General features: G+C 37.9%; 20 protein-coding genes. All 20 read right to left on the bottom strand.

The window, feature by feature from the left end; genetic code table 11:
• Positions 1–36: 36 nt before the first annotated feature.
• A complete protein-coding gene (locus R3X28_RS10080) occupies positions 37–1827 on the bottom strand; it encodes an efflux RND transporter periplasmic adaptor subunit (protein ID WP_044403658.1) in 1791 nt (596 codons plus the stop codon).
• A 68-nt stretch (positions 1828–1895) separates the two neighbouring features.
• A complete protein-coding gene (locus R3X28_RS10075) occupies positions 1896–2378 on the bottom strand; it encodes a DUF305 domain-containing protein (RefSeq protein ID WP_044403659.1) in 483 nt (160 codons plus the stop codon).
• A gap of 19 nt (positions 2379–2397) precedes the next feature.
• Positions 2398–4899, bottom strand: coding sequence for a heavy metal translocating P-type ATPase (locus tag R3X28_RS10070; RefSeq protein ID WP_317664185.1), 2502 nt, complete (start codon positions 4897–4899; stop codon positions 2398–2400).
• A 1-nt stretch (position 4900) separates the two neighbouring features.
• On the bottom strand, positions 4901–5194 hold the full coding sequence (locus R3X28_RS10065) for a hypothetical protein (RefSeq protein WP_044403661.1): 294 nt from the start codon (positions 5192–5194) through the stop codon (positions 4901–4903).
• 11 nt (positions 5195–5205) lie between these two features.
• Positions 5206–6429 (bottom strand): permease, encoded by a 1224-nt coding sequence (locus R3X28_RS10060; protein WP_317664184.1) that lies wholly within the window; start codon positions 6427–6429, stop codon positions 5206–5208.
• A gap of 87 nt (positions 6430–6516) precedes the next feature.
• A complete protein-coding gene (locus R3X28_RS10055) occupies positions 6517–6972 on the bottom strand; it encodes a heme-binding domain-containing protein (protein WP_044403662.1) in 456 nt (151 codons plus the stop codon).
• Complete coding sequence (locus tag R3X28_RS10050; RefSeq protein ID WP_044403663.1) at positions 6973–7596, bottom strand: DUF3347 domain-containing protein; 624 nt, start codon at positions 7594–7596, stop codon at positions 6973–6975. It abuts the gene before it with no gap.
• Between the two features lie 42 nt (positions 7597–7638).
• Positions 7639–10059: a multicopper oxidase domain-containing protein gene (locus R3X28_RS10045; protein ID WP_317664183.1), complete on the bottom strand. Its 2421-nt coding sequence runs from the start codon at positions 10057–10059 to the stop codon at positions 7639–7641.
• A 68-nt stretch (positions 10060–10127) separates the two neighbouring features.
• Complete coding sequence (locus R3X28_RS10040) at positions 10128–10694, bottom strand: AraC family transcriptional regulator (RefSeq protein WP_317664182.1); 567 nt, start codon at positions 10692–10694, stop codon at positions 10128–10130.
• Positions 10695–10696: 2 nt separating this feature from the next.
• On the bottom strand, positions 10697–11932 hold the full coding sequence (locus tag R3X28_RS10035; RefSeq protein ID WP_044403665.1) for a TolC family protein: 1236 nt from the start codon (positions 11930–11932) through the stop codon (positions 10697–10699).
• Positions 11929–15708: an efflux RND transporter permease subunit gene (locus tag R3X28_RS10030; RefSeq protein WP_044403667.1), complete on the bottom strand. Its 3780-nt coding sequence runs from the start codon at positions 15706–15708 to the stop codon at positions 11929–11931. Before R3X28_RS10030 ends, R3X28_RS10035 begins: the two co-directional genes overlap by 4 nt.
• Before the next feature lie 119 nt (positions 15709–15827).
• Positions 15828–16241, bottom strand: coding sequence for an HYC_CC_PP family protein (locus R3X28_RS10025; RefSeq protein WP_317664181.1), 414 nt, complete (start codon positions 16239–16241; stop codon positions 15828–15830).
• A 61-nt stretch (positions 16242–16302) separates the two neighbouring features.
• Complete coding sequence (locus R3X28_RS10020; RefSeq protein WP_369793450.1) at positions 16303–17742, bottom strand: type IV secretory system conjugative DNA transfer family protein; 1440 nt, start codon at positions 17740–17742, stop codon at positions 16303–16305.
• 2 nt (positions 17743–17744) lie between these two features.
• Complete coding sequence (mobB, locus tag R3X28_RS10015; RefSeq protein WP_044405205.1) at positions 17745–18773, bottom strand: MobB family relaxase; 1029 nt, start codon at positions 18771–18773, stop codon at positions 17745–17747.
• A 1-nt stretch (position 18774) separates the two neighbouring features.
• A complete protein-coding gene (locus R3X28_RS10010; protein WP_044403673.1) occupies positions 18775–19323 on the bottom strand; it encodes a BfmA/BtgA family mobilization protein in 549 nt (182 codons plus the stop codon).
• Positions 19324–19855: 532 nt separating this feature from the next.
• Complete coding sequence (locus R3X28_RS10005) at positions 19856–20053, bottom strand: hypothetical protein (protein ID WP_044403675.1); 198 nt, start codon at positions 20051–20053, stop codon at positions 19856–19858.
• A gap of 11 nt (positions 20054–20064) precedes the next feature.
• Positions 20065–20445 (bottom strand): DUF6876 family protein, encoded by a 381-nt coding sequence (locus tag R3X28_RS10000; RefSeq protein WP_317664180.1) that lies wholly within the window; start codon positions 20443–20445, stop codon positions 20065–20067.
• An 82-nt stretch (positions 20446–20527) separates the two neighbouring features.
• Positions 20528–20863: a single-stranded DNA-binding protein gene (locus tag R3X28_RS09995; protein WP_008992779.1), complete on the bottom strand. Its 336-nt coding sequence runs from the start codon at positions 20861–20863 to the stop codon at positions 20528–20530.
• Positions 20864–21823: 960 nt separating this feature from the next.
• Complete coding sequence (locus R3X28_RS09990; RefSeq protein ID WP_317664179.1) at positions 21824–22660, bottom strand: DUF932 domain-containing protein; 837 nt, start codon at positions 22658–22660, stop codon at positions 21824–21826.
• A gap of 96 nt (positions 22661–22756) precedes the next feature.
• A complete protein-coding gene (locus R3X28_RS09985) occupies positions 22757–23164 on the bottom strand; it encodes a hypothetical protein (protein ID WP_317664178.1) in 408 nt (135 codons plus the stop codon).
• Between the last annotated feature and the right edge of the window lie 577 nt (positions 23165–23741).

The following is a 23741-nucleotide window of genomic DNA, read 5'->3' as shown; positions in this document are numbered from 1 at the left end:
CAAATTAATCGATGCACAGGTTGTGCAAAGATAGGTCTATTCAATTTCATCAGTTACACTCCCACAATCGAGCATTTCTTTTCCAAAATACGGATTGCGAATTTCCCTTTCTTTGCTCAACCAATAAGCTCCTACATTATTGTTTGCCATTGGGCAGAAATTCACATACACTTTTTCGTTGATGCCAAAAGTTTTTAATGTGTTAATGAAATGTGCCGAAAGATGGACAAAATGTCCCCGTTGTTTTTTGATGTCAGAAGTGTTGGCCATTGCGTTTGTGGATGCTTTTAATTCCTTTTCAAGGGTCATCCAATGGTTGTGCGCATCGCCCTTTAATAACTTCATATCCATTTTTTCCAAACTTTTCTGCAACCCATTTGCAGATTTTTTCGCTTTTTCTGCATCATCATTTACAAGTGCTTGGTCAATTAAAACATAGTTTTCAAAAACAGTGTTGAGCTGTTCCTTGAATTTTTTGGAAACTTCCAGTCTTTTGTTCATTGAGGAATGGTCTTTTGATGTACTGTCATTTGTATTTTCCATACCCAAATGCCCTTCGTGGCCTGTCATTGTCTTGCCACCACTGGCATTCATCATACTTTTTTTGCCCTGTAACTGTGCAGCTGCATCCACTGTAAATGTACCATTGGTCACTACTTCTTCGCCGTTGTTCAATCCTTCATCAATGGTGTAAACATTTCCGTTTTTTGTTCCCAAGGTTACTTCTCGCATTTCGAAAACGGGTTCGTTGGGATTGGTCTTTACGTACACCAATGAACGTTCGCCTGTCCACATAACCGCTGTGGCTGGAACTGTTATCTGTGATTGGTTGGCATTGCCTTTTGACATCTGCACTTTCGCAGTAACGAACATTCCGGGTTTCAACAAATCTTCTTTGTTGTTCAATGTGGCACGAACCGCAACTGTTCTTGATTTTGTGTTTAAGGTTGGGTCTATAAACGATACCGTTGCCTCAAATTCTTTATTAAGGTAGGCATTGGTGGCCACTTTTATTTTTTGACCTTCCTTGAGTTGTGAAATTTGGTTTTCATAGGCATCGAACATTGCCCATACCGTTCCCAAATCGCTTACTTTTACGATGGGTTGTCCTTGCTTTACGTAGTCACCTTCCTCTGCCATTTTTTGCGAAACCGTGCCCGAAACTGTGGCGTAAATGGGAAAATTTTCCCGCACTTTCCCAGAGCTTTCAATTTGGTTGATTTGGCTTTCAGAGAGTTTCCATAGTTTCAACTTATTCCTAACAGCATTGTAAAGTGCAGGTTGGGATTCCTTCATTGAGGCTGCCGTCAATAATTCTTGTTGTGCAGCAACAAGTGTGGGTGCATAAATAGTTGCCAACAATTGCCCTTTGCGAACTTCTTCTCCCGTGAAATTGACATTCAGCTTTTCAATACGGCCTTCAAAATAACTTGCCTGTACTGCGTTGGCTTCTTCGTTTGCCATAATCTTTCCTGAAAGTTGCATTGTATTGTCATCTGTTCCGGAAACATTCCCAACGATTGTTGTTTGGATATTTGCCAATGCCATTGCGTTTTCGGACATTTTTATTTCGTTCATTGCCAATCCGTCTGCGCCTGTTTCCGCAGGAATCAAATCCATACCACAAATAGGGCAATCGCCTGGTTCGGGTTGCATAATCTGTGGATGCATTGAGCAGGTCCACATTTGTTTTTGGGTCGCTGAATTCTCGCTCATATCGGAAACGTTTTTGGTGTTTTCGAGACTATCAGTAGAACTGCCGAAAAACACGTAGCCCAAGATTAAGCCCAATACCAATATGGCGATATAGATGATATATTTTTTCATAATTAACTTGTTTAAACCTACAAAGTGTCCGCTGCGGCGGAAACACCTTGCAGGATTGATTTTCAATATTATTTAGCTGCTTCCAAACGCTTTATCATTTCTTTCATTTCGCCGATTTCTTTTCGTTGTGCTTCGATAATATCATCAGCTAATTTTCGTACTTCCGGGTCTTTTATATCGGCTCTTTCACTTGTTAGAATAGCAATAGAATGGTGTGGAATCATTGCTTTCATCCAAAGTATGTCGCCAATGATTGGGCTTTGCGCCCTAACCAAACCAAGTGCACTAACAAAAAGCACCAAACTTCCCAATAAAATGGCGATGTTCTTTTTCTTATTCTGATACATTTTTCGCATAAAAAACCACATTATTACTGCCATTGCTGCGATGCCCAAACAACTCATATAAAACCGTGTTAAACTGAAATATACGTGGTCGATTGAATATGTATTGAGGTACATCGTGATGTACATTGCAATAAATGATGCGGCGAGCATCAAAATAAATTTTGTGTAATTGCCTTTTCCTGTGTGTTGATTTGAATGTTCCATTTTTTTTATTTTTTGTTGGTTAAATTTTTACATTTCTTAATCTTAATGAGTTCATAATTACTGAAACGGAACTAAAACTCATTGCCAAGGCTGCAATCATTGGGGATAATAACAATCCGAAAACGGGAAATAATACTCCCGCAGCTATTGGTATTCCCAGAACATTGTATGCCAAAGCAAAAAATAAATTTTGCTTAATATTTTTCATTACGTCATCACTTAAATTTCGAGCTTTTACAATACCGTGCAAATCGCCTTTTACCAAGGTTATCATTGCACTTTCTATGGCGACATCAGTTCCTGTTCCCATTGCGATACCCACATCACTTTTTGCCAAAGCTGGTGCATCATTGATGCCATCGCCAGCCATTGCCACAACTTTTCCGCTGTTCTGTAATTTTTCTACTTCCTGAAGTTTGTTTTCGGGCAACATTCCTGCTTTGAAATCGGCAAGGTTAAGTTCCTTTGCTACCGCTTGGGCGGTGTCGTGATTATCGCCTGTAAGCATAATCACTGCGATACCTTTATCTTGAAGTTCTCTAATTGCTTTAGCACTTGTGGCTTTTATTTTATCGCCAATTACAACATAGCCTGCAACTTTTGAATCGATGGATAAATAGGAAACTGTTTTCCCTTGCTTTTGAAAAGCTTGTGCTTCAGTTTCCATTTCTGAAGTCAATTTAGCCTTGGCATATTCCATCATTTTGGCGTTACCCAAATCCACTTTTTTTCCGTTGATAGTTCCTTCAACACCCTTTCCTGTTACGGCACTAAAATTTTTAGCATCTAAAAAATCTATTTTTTGCTCTTTACCATATTTGACGGTCGCTTCGGCAAGTGGATGCTCGCTTGATTTGTTTAGGGACACTATATATTGCAGAACCTCATTTTCAGAAAAATCAGTACCAAAAGCACCAACTTTTTCAACCGTTGGTTTTCCTTCGGTTATTGTACCCGTCTTATCAATAATAAGTGTGTCCACCTTATCCATTTTTTCCAAAGCCTCTGCATTTTTGATTAGCACACCATTTTGCGCGCCTTTGCCAACACCTACCATCACGGACATTGGCGTTGCCAATCCCAAGGCGCACGGACAGGCGATAATCAAGACTGCAATGGCATTTACAAAGGCATATACATAAACGGGTTCTGGGCCAAAAATAGCCCATACAACAAATGTGATTACAGAAACAAGCACTACAATGGGAACGAAATAACCCGAAACAGTATCGGCCAACTTTTGAATTGGCGCACGACTGCGGCTCGCATTGTTGACCATTTGGATGATTTGCGACAGCAAGGTGTCTGAACCTACCTTTTCGGCTTTCATTAAAAAGGATTGATTGCCGTTGATTGTTCCGCTGCTTACTTTGTCATTCATACTTTTATTTACAGGAATGGGTTCTCCAGTAATCATCGATTCATCAACAGTAGTTTGGCCTTCGGTTATTATTCCATCGACGGGAATTTTATCGCCTGGTTTTACCCGTAAAATATCGCCTTTTTGAATCGTATCAATCATTACTTCTTCCTCTTTGCCATCCTTTACAAGAATTGCTTTATTGGGTGCGAGCTTCAACAATTCCTTAACTGCGGAATTTGTTTTGCTGTGGGCACGCGCTTCCAATACTTGTCCCAATAAAACCAAAGTTAGGATTACTGTGGCAGCTTCAAAATAAACGTGCACAGCACCTGATTCTGTTTTAAACTGCTGTGGAAAAAAATCAGGGAAAAACATTCCAAATACACTGAAAAGCCACGCTGCACCTGCACCTATTCCGATAAGTGTGAACATATTAAGGTTCCAAGTTTTGATGCTACGGTAGGCACGTTCAAAAAACATCCAAGTAGCATAAAAAACAACGGGAATTGAAAGTGCAAACTGTACCCAATTCCAATATTTTTGTTCCATCAAAGTGTACAACGGATTGTTCGGAATCATCTCGCTCATTGCCATCAGGAAAATGGGCAAGGTAAAGGCAACCGCTATCCAAAACTTCTTTAATAGTTTTTTATATGTTTTTTCCTCTGCGGATAGGTCTGGTTGCATAGGCACCAAATCCATTCCGCAGATGGGACAGCTTCCAGCTTCATCGCGAACAATTTCTGGGTGCATTGGGCAAGTCCATTGGTGTGATGCTCCCGAAGAAATACTTTGTTCCTCAACCAAATCCATACCGCAAACTGGGCAATCGCCGGGTTTGTCGTAGGTCTTGTCGCCTTCACAGTGCATTGGGCAATAGAAAGTGCCAGTTCCTTTCCCTTTAGGCTTTTCTTTTACTTTTACCTCTGAATCGTGATGATGTTCGCCCATATTGTGGATGCTATAATTTCCACCATCCTTTTTTAAGGCTTCTTGAAATTTTTCTATGGGAATATGGGTTTTCATCTCAATAGCTGCGTTGGCTTTTTCCAAATCTACAGATGCATTCTGTACACCTTCAACTTTAGAAAGTGTGGCTTCTACGTGACTGCGACATCCGTTGCAGGTCATTCCATGAATATGATATGTGTGTTTCATTTTATCTTAATTTTTTTCGCATTGCTTCAGAAATATTTTCGGCGTAAACTCCGTAAGCATCCACCAATAAACCTTTTATTCCGTTTTTGGAAGAAATGGCATATAGTACACTGTTGTCATCGGTACTGCTCATTCCTTCAAATCGAAACATACCATCGACCTCAAAATCTTCTGGATTCAATTCAAGCTTTAATGTTGCACATTCCAAACAATGCGATTTTAGGTTAAAATCGTAAACGTAGCCATCAGCCTGTAATCCTGTGATTGCTTCTGAAAGCGTATCATAATTTTTCATTTCTTATGTTATTAATTCACAAAAAATTTAACAATCAATCCACCAGCAAGCCACACATAACACGTCAATGCAGCGTATTTTAAAATGTTTTCCAACAGTTGGCTTTTTGGTGCCATTTCCTTCATTTGTTTTACATCCTTTCTTTTGAAAAATCCGAGGTAAATCAAAAACCCAGAAAGTGCTAAAAAGGCAATGTTCAAATAGAATGTATAGTCCAACTTAAAGTATTCGCTATCCTGAATTTTTACCTGTGATGGGTCGGGCAGAATGCTCAACAAATCAAAAGAATAATGCAAAATCAAGGATGCTCCTATAAGTGCAATAAAAAGCAAAAAGAGGATAAATAGTGACATTTTCCAACCGTAATATTTTGCATTGATACGTAGGATTGGAAAGACGACCAAATCGCTAAAGATAAATGCCATTACACCTGCAAAGCTTACGCCTTTCCCAAAAAGCAAAGCTGCCAACGGGATATTTCCCATTGAGCCAATAAAGGTCAAAAATGCTGCGATAGGTCCAACGATTATATGTTCGAGGATTTCAAAAAAAGTGAAATCTGTATTGCCGTTACCGCTATTGATGAACAAGGTTTGAAAGAAGGAATCTGGCACAAACGCTGCCACAATTCCGGCAATCGTAAAACCTACCGTTACGTCCTTCCACACCATTTTCCATTCCATACCGTATTGTTTGGAAACCTTTGCCCAGCCTTTTTCTGATTGGATTTTCCTTTTCCACGATTTGGAATCGTCCAATTCATCATCATCCTTGTCCTTTAAATTCTTTCTTGCTTTTTCTATAAGTTTTTTTGGATTTATCAACCGTATCAATAGCCAAGAAATCAGTATCAACAATATGCCGCCAACGTATTCGCCAACAACGAACTGCCATCCGAGGAAAATTGAAATGATAATTCCGAGTTCGATGACCAAATTGGTTGACGCCAAAAGAAACGCAATGGAAGATACAAAGCTTGCTCCTTTTTTAAATAGGGATTTTGTGGATGCCAGTGCGGCAAAACTGCACGAACTGCTTATAAAGCCAAAAAATGTACCGAGCAAAACACCCTTGCCTTCATTTTCGCCCATTGTTTCCTGCATCTTTTTTTCGGTCACAAAAACCTGAATCATACTACTAATGATATAACCAAGTGCAAATGCCCAAAGTGCCATCCAAAAAAAGCCTGTGGTGGTAAATGCCGCTTCTGCCCATTGTTTGAGAAAATTGTCCATATCGTTATTTTTTTTGTGCCTGACTTGGGAAGGGTTTTAACTAACCAATCAATGAAAAAAAAATCATTCCCTTCCCACATCAGGACTTTATTGTAAACTGTCTTTTATTTGCTTCATATAGTTTATAACCAATTCTTTTTCAGATGTTGATAAAATGGCATCCCTGTGAATCAAAGTGTAAGAATACAAAGGCATTTCTCCGCTTTCTATCTGTTTGATAATTGAACGAAGTTTACTTGATTTTCTTCGGCTTGAAAGCGAGTCCCATTCGTTAAAATTAAGTTCGGCCTTGCCTTCTTTAATGTGGTCTTCCAAAAACCAAGCAACAGGTTGAATTTTATTGTACCAAGGATAATCTGTATTGTTACTGTGGCAATCATAACAGGATTCTTGCAATATCATACTGACATTTTTTGGTGGTTTGTTGACCATCACAAAATCTGATTTTGGTATGACATCACTTTGGTTACGCTCTGTGGTCACAAACTGTATGCCCACAAAGACCACCAATAAAACCAATGCTATGATTTTTACAATTTTCATTTAGTTGATTTCCTTTTGCACTTTTCCGCAAGCCATCATTTTGCTTCCATAATAGGGGTTTCTGATTTCTTTTTCCATACTTAACCACGCACTGCCTTTATCATACATTGGACAAAATTGTTGGTACAACGTATTTTCTGTTCCAGTAATGGCAACCATATCGGTTATATCCTTGCTCAATGTTTTGAAATGTTCGCGCTGGTGGTCCATTTCGCTTTTGCCTATGTGTTCTGCGTGTTCCTTTGCATCTGCAATAATGTCTTTCAATTCTTTCTGTTCTTCGGAAGTATAGCTGCTCATATTAAAACCGTTCAAAGTGCTTTCCAATTTCGTTCCGGCTTTTGCGGCATCTTCTTTATTGGTTGCCACCAATGCATTTTTAAGTGCCATATAATCTGTCAATACTTGTTTTGCATCAGAAGTCTGTGCATTAGAATCCATCATACCATCGGACGCACTCATTTTATCGTGGTCCATTGCCGAATCATCGTGATGTGCGTCTTCATTCATTTCCGAATGCATTGCATCTTGCGAATCTTCTTTTTTACTGTCCTTACAGGACATTGCTGTTAGGCTTACAAAAGCCATTAGCATAATTACTGTTGTTACTCGTACTTTTTTCATTTTGATTTACATTTAAGATTAATATTTGTGTTTAACTTATTTTTAAAATCTCACAGAAAGCCCACCACCTGCACCAAAACGGTTGTCGTAGCTTGCCATCAATGAGAAGTTTCTTGATAAAAAATATTCGATTCCTGCGTTCCAAGTGACTTCCTTGCTGAAATTATCTCCCATTGGAAGGTCATCTACCCACCCGAAATCTGCTTGGTACTCGTACATCCCAAAAATTGCCGTTCTTGGGAAAATCATGATTTCACGGCTCAAACTTATTTGCGGCCGTAATTTGCTATCCATTCGCACATCGAGATTGAATAAATATGGGGTTAAGAATCGTACACCCGCAATGGCTGTGGTAGAAATTTCATCTAAACTATCTTCCATTTCATTTTCAATGTTCACACCACCAAAAACCCTTAAATAATCGTGCAGGTAGCGTTCGTAGGTTACTTCGGCTTCCAGATTTTGGTTCCATCCGTATTCTGCCATCACATTAAATTGATTTCGAATATTCGAAGCCACAAAATTAAATTCCGTCATATGCGAAGCGGCATCAACCATTGACCAAGCGTAAAATTTGTCGCCCTCATTAATTAACTTTGAAACGGGATAATTTGCCATTCTTGGGTCGCGTGGGGTATCGTAACTATAAATTCGGGCCATTCCGCTCATCATATGGTAAAGTATATGGCAGTGAAAGAACCAATCTCCAGATTCATCCCCTTCGTTACCGCTGAATTCTATGGTTACTTCTTTCATTGGTGGAACATTCACGGTGTGTTTTAAAGGCGAATACTCCCCATTCTTATTGATAACCCTAAAGAAATGTCCGTGAAGGTGCATTGGATGGTGCATCATCGTGAGATTATTGAGGGTAATTCTTGTAATTTCTCCTTTTTTGATTTTTATTTTGTCTGCCTCATTTAATGGGACACCATTCATACTCCAAATATAACGTTGCATATTTCCGGTAAGATTGAGCAATATTTCCTTTACTGGAAGACTCTTATCATAACTTGTTTTCTCTGGCGATTTCAAATAATCGTAATTGTATTCCGCATTCATATCCATTCCATCCATTTGCATATCGTCCATTTTCATTCCTTCCATTTTTGAATGGTTCATTTTCATATCATCATTCTTCATATTCATTTCATCCATAGTTGCAGTTGAATCCTTCTTCATTTCCATCTTTGAATGGTCCATTTTAGAGTGGTCCATTTTTTTGTTCATCATTGAATCCTTTGGCATATTCATCTTTTCATTGTTCATCTTCATTCCATTCATCCCATCCATTCCTGCCCGTCCAGCAGGCGGGTTCATTCCGTCCATCTGCATACCATATTCTTCCTTCATTTCAAATCGTTCATCTTTTTTGGGTTGAAATTTTAGGGCGTGTGCACCCATTTTCATATCCATTTTTGCCATTTGCTGCATCATCTTTATTTTATCTGGCCGTGGTACAATTTCAGCAGGAAGGATTTCTCCGTTACCAATGTAAGCCATCGCAGTTCCCGAACCATCCTGTGCCATTGCCCTAAACTCAATTTTACCGCTATCAGGAATTGTCACGATAAAATCATACGTTTCGGCGGTGGCAATGAAGGTTTTATTATGCTCTACTGGCACAACATCTTTTCCATCGGCAGAAACCAAGGTTGGTATTCCACCTCCAAATGTCATCCAAAATTGTGTGGAAGATGAGCCGTTAATTACACGTAGCCGGACTTTTTCGCCCGCCTTAAATTCTGGATATTCAGGCTTTTGCTTCCCGTTGACCAGAAATGCCGGATAATAGACATCCGCTATATCGGCACCTTCCATCCGTTGTCGCCAAAAATCGAGCTGTGCGCCAAATGCACCACGTCCAATCACTTGATTGAGCGGCGTAGATGTTCCTTTTTTTATGCCATACCATTCATTACCTCGTTTTAGGTTACGCATTACATTTACTGGTTTCTCGTTCGTCCAATCGGATAACATCAAGACCAAATCCTTATCGTAATCCAAAGTTTTCTCTTTGGGGTTTATCAATAATGAACCGAAAACTCCACTTTGTTCCTGTAGCATCGTATGGGAATGATACCAATAGGTTCCGGATTGCTTGATGGGGAATTCATATTTGAAAGTGGTTCCTGGCTTAATGGGTGGCGTGGATAAATAAGGAACGCCATCTTGAAAATTGGGCAATAAGATTCCGTGCCAATGGACGGAAGTCTCAACGCTCATTTCATTTTTTACATAAATGACGGCATATTCGCCTTCGGTAAATTCCAGAGTTGGTCCTGGAATCGTTCCGTTTACGGTCATTCCCTTAACCTCTTTACCAGACTTATTGACCATTTCTTCCTTGATGGTCAATGTGTATTCGTGAACTGGCAAATTATTTGTATTACCTTCATTTTGTGTGAATGCTGTATTGACGTAAAAGAATACGAGCATAAAAGCATAACATATTTTCTTCATTGGATTATTCATTTTTTTCAAAATTAATATTGATATTCAGCAGCTTGTGTCATAATCTTGGTTCATAGTTATATAATTCGGTCTAACGATGTGCGGTCATTTATTTGTTGTGATTTATAAATGGTAAGGCTCATTCCTGTTTCGGTTTTAAATTGCCTGCTTAAATGGTTTATGTTGCTATAATTTAGAATCTGGCCAATTTCAGTGAAATTGAATTCTTGGTTTTGAATGAGCTCTTTTACTTTTTCGATTTTCAATTTGATAAAATATTTTTCTATTGTAATACCTTCCGTTATTGAGAACAATTTGCTCGTTTTGGAATATTCCCTATTTAGTTTTTCTTCGAGATACTTGGAAAGTTTCCTGTTTATATCCAACGGTAAATTTTTCAATAGCTTAATCAACTCAATTTTTACTTGTTCCACCAATTGTTTTTCTGGGCTTTCTATCAAGGAAAATCCGTTTTTCTCTAAAATCGAAACCAAGGTTTCTCGATATTTGGCATCTTCGATATTCAATTTTATTCTTCCCAATTCAATTTCGAGCAAATCGATATTCTTATCTTTTAATTCGTCCGTCACTACTTTGATACACCTATCACAGACCATATTTTTTATGTAAAAAGTTTTTTCCATCGTTAATTGATTAGATAATTGATTAATGCCGATTGTACATAATAACTCTTGACCGATTCTATTTGGCTCATCTGGAATTTTAATTGCAGTTCCTGAATGTCCAGCACATCATTAAAATCAATCGTTCCCGTTTCGTAATTTTTTATCAGGATTTCCTCTGCATCCTCGGCCTGTTCAAGATTTTTCTGTTGGGTGTTGAATTTGATTCTTGCTTGGTTTCGTTGTGAAATAGCTTTTGCCAATTCTGATTCCAAAATATTCAAGCGTTCGTCTTTTTGGGATTTGATTTCCTGTTGACGCAAATCGTTCTGTTTGGTAATGGACTTATAGCGGTTGTTGAAAATGGGAATTGTAATTGAAATCATCGGCATTATAATATCCTTTCCATTGTCAGAAAAATTCATTTCCGGGCGTTCCGAAACGGGAATGTAATCCAACCCAAAGCCAAACATTGGCTGGGCTTCTCGAAGATTGAGCAGTTCAGATTGCGTAACCGATTCGTATAGTCTGTCATATTTCAACAATTCAGGGTTTAGTGAAAGTGCATCATAAGAAAACTGAATATCTTCAATGGGCATTTCCAATGTGTCAACCACTACAATGTCATTATCAAAATCACGATTCAATAAACTGTTCACAGCAGCTTGGAAACCCTTTGATTGTTGTGTCAACACCTCTTTTTCCTGTTGCAGTTCATTCTGTCTAATCTGCAACCGAAGCACATCCACAGCCGATGCTTTACCAACTTCCACGGAAGTGAGGGCAAGGCGTTCGTAGGTTTTCAACAACTCAATGTTTTGGTCAAGTACAAGCTGTTTTGTGTTGATTTCATATAGTTGATAATAGAATTGGGATACTGAAAGTGCAAGTTTACGTTTGGCAATGGTAACTTCCACATAGTCCGCTTCCGCCATTGAACTTGCATAATTTTCCCTTGCCGTGATGGTACCAAACCAAGGTAACATCTGTTTTAATGAGAATCGTGCTCGTTGTGCTCCTGTTCGTGTTTCGGGCTCACTTACAAAATATCCTGCGCTGATTTCTGTGTTGGGAATCCAGTTGGCTTCATTGACCTTTTCAGAAGAAATATCATATCGCAATTGAAATTTCTGGATTTCCGGACTGTTGGAAATGGCTTCGTCAATATAGGTCTGTAAATCCTGACCATAGCTGTTGACACTTAAGATGTAAATCCCAACAAACACGATATATTTTATAACTGATTTCTTATTTTTCATTGCTCAATAGTTATGGTTTGTGATTCTTGCTTTAACCTTCTTTTTGCAAGTCGTTCTTTTCGCCAACTGTAAAGCACAGGAACGAGGAAATAGGATGTGGTATCGAGTAGCATTCCGCCAAAGATTGGAATGGACATTGGTATCATAATATCACTTCCTTTTCCAGTGGATGTCAATACTGGCAATAATGCCAAAATAGTCGTAACCGTAGTCATCAAACAAGGGCGGATTCTTTTGGATGCAGCTTCTAAAGTTGATTTGCGGATTTCATTTTTATCCGTTGGGTCGTTTTTATCGAATGTTTGTGTGAGATAGGTTGCCATTACAACGCCATCGTCCGTTGCAATACCAAAGAGTGCAATAAAACCCACCCAAACTGCAACGCTCAAATTGACCGTCCGCATATTGAATAGGTCTCGCAGGTTTTCGCCAAAGAAATTGAAATTCAAGAACCAATCTTGGCCATACAGCCAAATCATTACAAAACCACCTGCAAAGGCAACGGCAATTCCCGTAAATACCATAAACGTTGTGGACACAGAACGGAACTGGAAGTATAGAATCAGGAAAATAACCAACAAGGCCAAAGGCACGATAATAGACAGTGTTTTTTCGGCACGTAATTGATTCTCATAGGTTCCCGTGAATTTATAACTGATGCCTTTTGGAACGATTAATTCGCCACTGTCAATTTTTTGTTGAATGAGTGCCTGTGCGTTTTCCACCACATTCACTTCTGCAAAACCGTCAAGTTTATCGAACAATACATAGCCTACCAAAAAGGTGTCCTCGCTTTTTATCACTTGCGGACCTTGTTCGTAACGGATGGTTGCCAGCTCGCTCAATGGTACAGGACTGCCTTTTTCAACTGGAACATAAATATTCTGTAAATCGGATGGGTCGCCCCGCAATTCCCTTGGATAGCGTACCCGAACGCCATAACGTTCCCTACCTTCAACGGTTTGGGTCAACACCATTCCGCCCACGGCCACTTTCAGTACATTTTGAACTTCCTCAATGGTCACGCCATAACGTGCCAATTTTTCCCTATTGATATCAATAAGCAAATAAGGTTTTCCCACAATTCGGTCAGCAAAAACGGCTTCCTGTTTTACGCCTTCCGCTTGTTTTAGAATGGTTTCCAATTCTACGCCAAACGCCTCAATCTGTTTTAAATCCTGACCTTTGACCTTGATGCCCATTGGTGCGCGCATTCCGGTTTGTAACATAACCAAACGGGTTTCAATGGGCTGCAATTTTGGGGCAGAGGTAACGCCAGGCAATTTGGTAACCTTTACGATTTCGTTCCAAATATCGTCGGGCGAATTGACTTCGGGTCGCCAGTTCCTAAAAAATTCGCCATCATCATTGGGAATTAATTTTTCGGAAGGAACATCCACGGTTTCTACAACTTTTTTACCATCTTCACGGTAGTTCTCGATGGTGCTTGAACTTATTTCTGTACTTGGATTAGCGATATACGTGCTATCCTTCCGAATAAAAAATCCATTGTCATCAACTTGAAAGCGTTGCCGTTTTCCATCGCTGTTCAACATATATTCAGATTTATACTGAATGACATTTTCATACATTGAAAGTGGCGCTGGGTCCAAGGCAGATTCCGTTCTACCTGATTTTCCGACTACAGTTTCTATTTCGGGAATACTTGCCACGGCCATATCCAGCTGTTGCAACACTCTTTTGTTTTCCTCAATACCAGCGTGTGGCATTGAAGTGGGCATCAAGAGGAATGAGCCTTCATTCAACGAAGGCATAAATTCCTTGCCGGTATTTTTATAGATGATGAAACCTGAAATTAGCAAGGCTGTGGGAATGGTCAAAAACAGAAGTTTATTTGCCAATGCCCATTTTAATATTTGGGTGTAATAGTTTTTGAAAAGAGAAAAACTTGCCAATAAGCCAAAACAGATTATGCCCACAAAAATAAGGTTCCAGATAACGCTTTTATCAACACCTAATGGTCGCCAATATTCTGCTAATAGAAAGACAATGGCAGCTGCGGAAAGATAAATATTGAATTTGTTTGACCTTTCTTTTGAAAGTTTTTCCTTAAGTACCGCCAAAGCCACAAAACCAAAGCCAATAAGGATAAGACCAATCCAATGGCCAAAAATGACTGCAATAAAACCAGCTAAAATCAACAAACTGCTGATACCATAATTTGTGGATTTTCGGATATTTCTGTTTTTAAAGAAAAATGCCGCAAACGGTGGAATTAAGAAAAGAGCTATAATTATGGATGCCGTCAATGCGAAGGTTTTTGTAAACGCCAAGGGTCTGAACAATTTGCCTTCTGCACCTATCATTGTAAATACAGGTATAAAGCTGATGATGGTGGTCATTACTGCGGTAACAATTGCCCCCGAAACTTCCGCAGTGGCATTGTACACTACGGTATTTATTGGTGTTTTTTTATCGTCTTCGTCCAAATGCCTGATGATGTTCTCGGCAAGTATGATACCCACATCTACCATAGTACCAATGGCAATTGCAATTCCCGAAAGTGCCACGATGTTGGCATCCACACCAAAAAATTTCATTGCAATAAAGACCATCAGCACCGCAACTGGCAATAACCCAGATATAAGTATGGATGCCCGAAGATTAAATACCATTACGATAATGACCAAAATGGTAATAAGGATTTCCAAGGTTAACGCCTCGTTGAGCGTTCCCAAGGTTTCTTGTATCAGTTCTGTTCGGTCATAAAAAGGGACGATTGTCAATTGCGAAGTCCTGCCATCACTCAACACTTTGGAAGGTAGCCCTTTGCTCAACTCGGCAATTTTTTCCTTCACATTATTTATGACCTCTAATGGATTTGCGCCATATCGGGCGACCACAACTGCGCCCACTACTTCCGCACCTTCCTTGTCCAAAATTCCCCTGCGTGTGGCTGGGCCCAAAGACACTTTTCCTATGTCCTTTAATCTAATGGATGTATAATTTTCGGAAGTAACTACGGCATTTTCAATATCTTCAATGGACTTTACGTAACCCAAGCCACGCACGAGATATTCCGCTTGGTTGATTTCCAAAGTCTGTGCACCAATATCCTTATTACTTTCCTTAACCGCCTTTACAACTTGATTGAGACCTATGTTGTACTGGCGCATCAATTCTGGATTTACATCTATTTGATATTCCTTTACATAACCACCAATCGATGCCACCTCGGAAACGCCACTCGCAGAAGCAAGGGCATATTTCACGTAATAATCCTGAATGCTTCGCAGTTCTTGCAAATCCCATCCGCCCGTGACGTTGCCGTCCTTATCGCGACCTTCAAGCGTGTACCAAAATATTTGACCCAATCCCGTAGCATCGGGACCCAAAGCTGGGTTAACACCTTCAGGTAAAAGACCACTTGGCAAGGAATTGAGTTTTTCCAGAATCCGACTTCGGCTCCAGTAAAATTCAATATCCTCATCAAAAATGATGTAAATGCTCGAAAAGCCAAACATTGAAGAACTGCGGATAGTTTTCACGCCTGGAATACCTAATAAGGTCGTAGTTAGCGGATATGTTATTTGGTCCTCAATATCCTGTGGCGACCTACCGTCCCATTTGGTAAAAACGATTTGTTGGTTCTCGCCAATATCGGGAATGGCATCAACTGCCACGGGGTCTGTCGGTAAAAAACCAGTGTCCCATTTAAAAGGTGCGTACACCGTTCCAAAACCCACAAATACGACGAGCAATATAACGGCAACGAGTTTGTTCTCTATAAGAAATTTGATGCTTTTATTTAGCATAAACTATGATAATTAAACAGTTATGAAAATGATTGTTTAGTTTGAATTCAAGAAATTGAACACAACAAAACAAGCCCAACACGGAAGTACCGCAGGGCAAAAATTTTACTGTTTAAAAATCAAATTAAATAACTCTCGTCAAGTTTGTAGATGTGCCTTATGACGAGTGGGGGGACGTAATCTCTGTATGAAGTTACATTTTCTTCTAAACCTTCAAAAAGGTTAATATAAGTGTAAACAAATGATGCAACAAACAATTGTTGGTCAAAGGTAAGTTTGTCAAAAGATAGTTTCAAATCGTCCTGACCTTGAACAACAAGCTGTTCATCCGAACAACAATCTTTTACCTTAACTGAACAATCTTCGGTGGAAGGGTTTTGCATTTCCATTCCACAACCTTTTGTTTTATGGAAAATTGAAGTATCAACTAAAGTGTCTCCACAATAATGCATATCAACAGTAAATGACAACGTAGAAAACAGGACTACAATCGCCATTAAAAAGGATGATATTTTATAAAATGCTTGTTTCATCAATTTTGCAAAGTTAAATAAATTCAAATAATTTATGTTAAAAAATTTGTTAAATCGAAATTTAGTTCAGTTTGAAATGGGATTTAACTTCTCGATAGATTCTTTCAAAGTTCAGTTTCAATTCATTCTCTGTGTATTGTTGCTGTATTTTAGGAATCTCCCTTTTAATATACTGTAGTTTAAATTGAACTCTTTTATCCTTACCATCTGCAAAAGTGATAAATTCGCCCTGTTTTAAACGGAAAAATACATCTGCTCTACGTTTGGAAACCTCTTTTTCGCCTGTAGTAATCCTTGTATCAAAATTCAGGTTATGGCCACGGTTGATACTTGTTGTTTCCTTGCGGACAATCTCAAAAAATCGTTCATAGTATTTGGCGGTATCTGGGTCATTAACTTTACCAAAAAACTGATAGGAAAGATTGCTTAAAATAGCCTTACTCGCTTTATCGCCATATAGCATATCATTCTGGATTTTATCTTGCATCACGTAAATTGTGGCAATATCATAGCTTCGTAAAGTTGCTGGAATGCGATGCATATTGAGTAGTTTAATGGTTGGGGCTTCTTCCATCATTAAAAATGACGACTGCTGATCTCTGACGCTCATTTGTTTGATGACTGTGTGCATAATTGCTGCGATTATAGGCGAATAAGCCGATTCATATTTGGGATGATTTACAATCGAAATTACCGCTGAATTTTCCTGATTATTTATATTTAATGGTACTTCATCTTTTGACAACGCCATAAACAACTGCTGTGAACTTATTTTTTTAAAAGCATTGGCCAATGTGCTTTTTACACCTGCTGTTTGCTTGTCAGAGTCCATTCCATTGATAAAAGCACTTGCCATACTTTTGGATGTGATATTTGAGCTCAAAAAAGAAATCAATTGCTTGGTGGTCATCGATTGAAAAATAGCAATCAAATGGGGCAGAGTGCAATATTGAGGATAGGACGTTTTAAGTTTCCAAATCATTCCACCCATCAAACCTTCAACAGCATCACTAAAGAATTTTGTGGTACTGTTTGTATCGGATTCGTTAAACTCCAAAAGATTTTCAATGAGTACCTTGGATAATTCATTCACACTTTCCTCATTGGGCAAATATCTTGGGGCAATTGGGTTTACACGATAATGGATTTGGTCAAAGGCAATGGTGTAGAATTTAATATCCTTTTCTTTAAATAATGGATAGGCAATTTCCGTAAGCTCAAAATCCTTGTAATCGTGTATGATACCACAAAATTGATGGGTACTAAAATGCTGTAAAAAATTATAGATAACACTTTCTGTTTTACCGCTTCCCGCAGAGCCAATAATCGATGCACCTCGCTTGATATTTTCGATTTGAAATTTTCCACGACGAAGTTTAAAGCGTACCTGATATTTCTTATCTCCGTTTTTGGGCTCTTCTTGATGAAGAAACACATATAAAACCGTACTGATAAACAATACCGGAACAACAATAAAAAGGATGATATGTGGTATTGACATACTCATATCCCAATAGAACCCGACTGTATGGCTCGGTCAATCCCTTTTTTAAACTTGTTAATTATCTTCAATGCTAACTGTACTTTGTTCGTTGGAATATTCATTATGGGCACACCTGCTTTAGCAAGTATTTTATAGGCTGTAGCTTTTTCATTTGTTGGCAATCCCGAAAGAATTGAGAAATACAATTTTGGATTTTTAAGGAATGTTTTGCGTGCCTTATAGGTTTCAACATAATTTCTTTTGTATTGAAATAAAGTGTCAAAGGTCTTTTCGGATGCCTTAAAGAATTTGTCCCTATCAAAACCACGTTTTACAGGTTTGCCATTAAAAACTGTTTCCGAAGCCTTGTACCTGCTTCCTGGGGATAAACTGTATTTATTAGACATATCCTTTCTGCTCACAATAATATGAATATGGCTTTGAGAGCCATCTTTTGGCATCCCTCTAACAATGCGTTTTCCGTCTTGTTGATGTGGTGCTTCTTTCTCCAATCGGGACATCGTTTGCTGTAATTTTTTAATATTTCCCTCTAATTCGCCACTTTCAATTTTTCGGATATCGTTCTTAATTTGAAGTATCTTGGTGGCATAAGGTTGGTTCTCCTGAATTTTCTTGTCCGTTCCTTTATAGGTGCGTTGATGTTCAATCTTCGCGTAATATTTAATGTCATCTACGGTTACAGCTCGTCCGTTTATTTCCCGATTAAAAGATTTAGCGTACTCTTTCATCAATTCTCGGGTGTACTGTTTTAGTTCTTCGGAATGATTTTGCAATCGCTTCAATTCATAAGCACTTGGATTAACCGTGATGGAATAAAACTTGGGTTCGGTCTTTTTGAGTTTAGCGGTATTTCCGTCGATTTCTTTGACGACTTCCTTTCCTGATATTTCTTCGCCATATTGATTGAAAAAATGTTCCATTTCATCAATGGATTTTCCGTCATTCTCTTTTTCGAGATATGCGACAAAATCGGAAGCGCTCTGTGCATAATTACCGTCTAATGTCTGTTTGGTTACCGTGATATACATTTTATATTTTTTGTTTAATGTTTTCAAATTCATCTTTGCTCAAATCCACTTTTAAATAGCCTCCTCCAAAACTGCCTTTTACATAAGTGGTCTTACTGATGATTTTTTCTAAATCATATTTTACCGAATGGAATTGTTGCCGAACTTCTTCGTACCGATTTCGGTAATGGTTCAGTTCCTCGTTTTCCGTAATCAGTTCCTGTTGCTCAAATTCATATAGTTCTTCTTGGGGTTCTTCCTCATTTGGGTTTTCTTGGAAAAGCAATTCCAACATTGCATTGGTGGGCTTGGTCTGGTTTTTTTCAATATCCCTAATAATGGCTACAAGGGCATTGATTCGTTTTTTTAAGCTATTCTCCAAAGTTCTCATATTCGCACCCAAAGATTCATTTGGGGATAGCTCGTTCACATCAAAAAAGTTCATCATTGTTTCCAGCGTATCGGTATGCGAACGTGAAATTCTTTTGGAAAATTTCCGAAAACGAGTTGCCACATTAGGTTTGATACTAATGGCAGAAAAACTGTATTTCTTTTGATGGTTTGAACTCATTTACTGTAAAAAATTGCCGTTTTATAGGGGTTTCAAAAGGATTTACTGTAAAACTTTATTGTTTCTCTATTTCATATAAACAGTAATTATTTGAATATCAAATAATTACAACTAAAAACCAATCGTTAACACCGCCTTGGCGTGTTACCCTCTTGCTTCTCCAAATTCGTCCCGCAGGGACAAAATTTTTCAAACAACCTGACTAAAAAGTCAGTTGCTTTTTTTCGGAATTAAAAAATTCCGATATGTTTAATTTTTGATGGGTATCATTATCTGCGAAAGTCAAATCAAAATGGGATAACGATACTTAAAATGGTACTGCTTAAAAGCCTTTTAAAGATATTCTATTTGCAAATAATATTCAAATACGGATTGTTTTCAAATGGTAGGTTTTGATACCAAAAAATAGGATTTTTATGAAAATGTAAATTTAGGACGTCGAGTTTTGGAATATTGGCTCTTGAAATTTTGAAAAAATAAGGCACAAAAATAGACCTCTGAAAGTTCAAAGGTCCAATTTCTTGTTTTCAATTTAGATATTAAAAACATAGGTATAAGTGTATAGGTTTTTTATCGCTTCTTCGTCCAATATTTTATCATAATCTATGTGGTGTTTATTGGCGTAGGCTTTAAGGTCGTTCCCAAATTTACTTTCTATATCTTCTTTTGAAACGGAAAGTAGATGCTGTTGGGTTTCGTCATCGAGATTGTTATAATTTAGATAAATCATCGCCTTTGTTTTTAGTATTCACTTGGTAACATCAGCGTATTATCCACAAAATATAAACGCAATTCATCTAAAGGAAAATCAGTAAAGTTGTATTGATGCGTTTCAAAAACATTTCCATTTCCATCGCTGTAAATTATTTCAGCTTCATAGCCTGTATAATCTTGTTTTTCTTCCGACAGCCTTTTAAAATCTATTGTGATAAAATGGCTTCGGTTCAGCAAACTTTTGGCGATTACTGAAACATCAGTAATGAGCCAAAAACATTCTGCTACATTGGCTAAATATTTCAATCCGTTCGTAAATCGGGTGCGTATCAATGGGATTTGATATAACATTTCAGAACCGTGAAAATGTTGCAATCCTTCTTTTATTTCGTTAACTTGTGCTTTCATTGTAATGTCTTTTTTAGATTTAATGATGAAAAGAAGAGGGCACAAACTAATTGAAAACTGGTATTAGTGCCCTCTTTACTTTTTACTTACTACCTAATAATAGGATTTCATCGGCTATCACTTCGGTAACATAGCGTTGGTTGCCATCGTCCGTGGTATAGGTTCGGGTCTTTAGTTTTCCAACAACTCCGATTTCTTTGCCCTTTTCGGCATACTTTTCGATAATTTCAGCAGTTTTGCCCCAAGCGACAACGGTGTGCCAATTGGTATCCGTTTGCTTTTCGCCCTTGCCGTTTTTGTAGTATTCATTGGTTGCCAATGATAAACGGGCTACTTTCTTACCGCTTTCAAGGTTCGTAATAGTTGGTTCTTGCCCAACATTTCCAATTAACTGTACGTGATTTTTAATGGTACTCATAATAAAAGATTTAAAAGATTAATAATTTCCCTTTTAGGTTTAAACTGAATTAAATTTTAAGGGGTGTTTGTATGATTTCTTTCGTGCTCCGCACAATGGATGAAGTGGGTTTTGTCAAGACTTTTAGGGAATAAATCAGGTGTGTTTGCGACGTAGTAAAATCCTTGGATTTTCAAGGAAGTAGAAACCTTATTTTTCACAAAAACTTGTATAGTCTTGACAAGTTCCATAAGGGCATTAGCAATTCTTTTAAATCCGGTTGCGATTTGAGCGTACCGACAGTTAAGCGAAATGAGCGGATGGGTTTAATTTAGAATTGGTTATGCACTGCCTGTTTTTCGACGACCCGAAAAACAATAAAGGCTTCATCCATTATAAACCCCTTAAAATGTGTAAGGCAAAGGTTTGATTTTTAAGAATTATCGAGCAAAGACCAAAGTAGGCTTTGCCGTTAATTCTGTTAAGAAAATCGAGGCTTTGACTTTCCGATTACAAGCGAACCCAATTCACGGTTTTGGCTTGGGAATGTAGCGTTCCTTCCCAGCGTAGCGGGAAGGGGAAGCGGAATGGAAAGCCAAAACGGTGAATTGGGTTCAAGACTTTTTTATAGAGAAGCTCTTTGCCCGAAATGTAGCTTTTCGCGAAATGAAGCGGTAAAGTGCTGAACGGTTTATAAAACGGATTATTCTTTTGAAGTAGGATTTAAAGCGGACTTAACTTTAAAGATGTAGATTGTAATAGAGTTTGACCACTTCCCGAATTTTCTCGGGAATGAGTGGGCAAGTGGAATGGAAATCGGAATCTTTGAAGTTGTGTCCAAGACCCTTTTTGAGTGCAGCTCTTTTTCCGAAATGTAGAGCAACGGAATGTAGGGAAATGTGCTAAACGGAATGATATGACGGAAGTAAAATTAAAAATCCAGTTTAGTTAGGTACTGGATAAACCTTTTACAATGTTTCTTTAAACCATTGCATATATTTTATCGAACAAAACCTTATCCAACTTTTCTTGTTGTGAAAAGGTCTTTTTCAAGGTATTGTGAAGCATCCAATTAAAGGCGTTGTAACCTACCCATAAATTAGGTTTTGAATAAGCTGGAAACGGTTCATCGTTGATAAGCTCCATAACCTCACGGGATTTTTTTGATGGGTCATCGTTTTTGTCGCTACATTCATATCGGAACAATTTCGTTTTTTCCAATATGTCCTTTACAAATGCCTTGGTATCGATAAGTTCGATTTCTTCCATTTCCCTGAATTTCCTTGTGATTTCGTAGTATTCATTATTTAGAAACTTATCAAATAGCAAGTTCAATTTTGGCATTATTAAATCTGTATTGTTCTTGCTGTGCTTTATCGAAAATGCGATTTCTGCTTGTGCAACGTGTAATCCATTGGTGCATATTTCCCTATAAAAACCGAAATGTCCGGAAGTTTTCTCGCTTCCATCATAAGAATTTTTGAAACGTAACATTGGCAGAATCTTGTCCTGTCCTTCTTTTAAAGAAAACTGATTATCGTCCTCGATTATAAAATCGGTAATGAAAGACCTGTCATTTCTGTTGATGGTGCGTTTATGATATTTCAAATTGGCATCCACTAATAGCTGTTCGGCTTTATTGAAAAACAGTTCATTTGGAATATGGCCATAGCTGTTCGAGACCACATTGACAATTTTGCCATTTGAGATTATCGCATTTTCGAGTCCTCGTCGAGACTTTATACCAGTAATACTTTTTAAAGATTTCATTTCATTAGAAACGAAAATTTCATCTTGTTGTAAACGATTTAAATACATAATATTAGATTTTAAACCTGTCTGGCGACAGATATGATTAAAAAAAGAAAGCCTACTCTTGCGAGCAGGCTTTCACATTTGAAGACATTGGCTTCTTTAAAGTTCAAATTGAACAATCTGTTCTTCAATTTCTGATTTACGTTGTTCCAATGTGGACTGTAAATGTGTAGTTACCAACTTTATCAAATTCGTGTTGGTAGTCTTAAATTCCAGATTACGTGAGTCCCTAATATGAAAGGAACTGGAACCATCCTGATTGTAATTGAACTTGGTAAGCTCACTCAAGGTTTCAGTAAGCCGTTCACGTTGATTGGCCAGGCCTCTCAATTTTTCAAACTTTTGGATTCTGTCATCTAAATTGATTGTAGGCTTCTCTACCGTTTTAGTTTTTTCAGGTACAACGGTCTTTCCAACAGCTTCTTCAGTTAACTTTTTTTGAACATCCTTTTTAACGGTTGCATTTACTTTTTTTGCTGTTCCGTTTGATTTTACTTTTGTTTCCATAATTAAATGATTTTAGATTAAACAATATTTGAGCAAAACCCAAACGAGAGACAAAATTTTAGAGTGGAAAGGAAACGGAATAAATAAGCTAGGGAAGAAGTGTTGGCTTTATGCCGTCCCTTTTCCGAAAAATATTTTGCGACGTTTATATTTCGGTAATATTGTATGAATACTCTCTACCTAAAATATGTATTGAAGTTAGCCACGAAATAGACCTATAATTAATAGTTAATTACTTGGTTTTTGGTGTATTACTAATGCAAAGCTGAAAAGATATTATGAGGATAATAAGGTTGAAAAAAACGTAATTTGAGGCAGTATTAAATGTCATAAAATAAATGACTTTTTATGTTGTTTTGAAATAATACAAATTATATATTTGCACCATCAGAAAGTAAAGCATATTACTTTAAGTTCATTTATAATATCGTCAACAAATCGGCTAACAGTTAAGTTTCGGAATCTGTAAAAGGCTGATAACTATAATATTATGGGGAAAGGGTATAATCCTGCCACCCCGACAAATGAGAATCCGATCATGTAAATGGTCGGATTTTTTGTTTTAAATAACTTGGGT

Origin of the sequence: Maribacter sp. TH_r10 (genome assembly GCF_033101095.1) — a bacterium.
GTDB classification, from domain to species: Bacteria; Bacteroidota; Bacteroidia; order Flavobacteriales; family Flavobacteriaceae; genus Maribacter_A; species Maribacter_A luteus.
Note: the sequence above shows the minus strand (reverse complement) of the source record. Positions and strands in the feature narration are given on the sequence as shown.

Bases quoted from the DNA above. Each gene is read 5' to 3' on its own strand.
- R3X28_RS10000 (WP_317664180.1), bottom strand. From the start codon at position 20,445: ATGAAAGCACAAGTTAACGAAATAAAAGAAGGATTGCAACATTTTCAC.
- R3X28_RS09985 (WP_317664178.1), bottom strand. From the start codon at position 23,164: ATGGAAACAAAAGTAAAATCAAACGGAACAGCAAAAAAAGTAAATGCA.
- R3X28_RS10040 (WP_317664182.1), bottom strand. From the start codon at position 10,694: ATGGAAAAAACTTTTTACATAAAAAATATGGTCTGTGATAGGTGTATC.
- R3X28_RS10065 (WP_044403661.1), bottom strand. From the start codon at position 5,194: ATGAAAAATTATGATACGCTTTCAGAAGCAATCACAGGATTACAGGCT.
- R3X28_RS10005 (WP_044403675.1), bottom strand. From the start codon at position 20,053: ATGATTTATCTAAATTATAACAATCTCGATGACGAAACCCAACAGCAT.
- R3X28_RS10030 (WP_044403667.1), bottom strand. From the start codon at position 15,708: ATGCTAAATAAAAGCATCAAATTTCTTATAGAGAACAAACTCGTTGCC.
- R3X28_RS10045 (WP_317664183.1), bottom strand. From the start codon at position 10,059: ATGAAGAAAATATGTTATGCTTTTATGCTCGTATTCTTTTACGTCAAT.
- R3X28_RS09995 (WP_008992779.1), bottom strand. From the start codon at position 20,863: ATGAGTACCATTAAAAATCACGTACAGTTAATTGGAAATGTTGGGCAA.
- R3X28_RS09990 (WP_317664179.1), bottom strand. From the start codon at position 22,660: ATGTATTTAAATCGTTTACAACAAGATGAAATTTTCGTTTCTAATGAA.
- R3X28_RS10050 (WP_044403663.1), bottom strand. From the start codon at position 7,596: ATGAAAAAAGTACGAGTAACAACAGTAATTATGCTAATGGCTTTTGTA.
- R3X28_RS10070 (WP_317664185.1), bottom strand. From the start codon at position 4,899: ATGAAACACACATATCATATTCATGGAATGACCTGCAACGGATGTCGC.
- R3X28_RS10060 (WP_317664184.1), bottom strand. From the start codon at position 6,429: ATGGACAATTTTCTCAAACAATGGGCAGAAGCGGCATTTACCACCACA.
- R3X28_RS10080 (WP_044403658.1), bottom strand. From the start codon at position 1,827: ATGAAAAAATATATCATCTATATCGCCATATTGGTATTGGGCTTAATC.
- R3X28_RS10055 (WP_044403662.1), bottom strand. From the start codon at position 6,972: ATGAAAATTGTAAAAATCATAGCATTGGTTTTATTGGTGGTCTTTGTG.
- mobB (WP_044405205.1), bottom strand. From the start codon at position 18,773: ATGTATATCACGGTAACCAAACAGACATTAGACGGTAATTATGCACAG.
- R3X28_RS10020 (WP_369793450.1), bottom strand. From the start codon at position 17,742: ATGTCAATACCACATATCATCCTTTTTATTGTTGTTCCGGTATTGTTT.
- R3X28_RS10025 (WP_317664181.1), bottom strand. From the start codon at position 16,241: ATGAAACAAGCATTTTATAAAATATCATCCTTTTTAATGGCGATTGTA.
- R3X28_RS10010 (WP_044403673.1), bottom strand. From the start codon at position 19,323: ATGAGTTCAAACCATCAAAAGAAATACAGTTTTTCTGCCATTAGTATC.
- R3X28_RS10035 (WP_044403665.1), bottom strand. From the start codon at position 11,932: ATGAAAAATAAGAAATCAGTTATAAAATATATCGTGTTTGTTGGGATT.
- R3X28_RS10075 (WP_044403659.1), bottom strand. From the start codon at position 2,378: ATGGAACATTCAAATCAACACACAGGAAAAGGCAATTACACAAAATTT.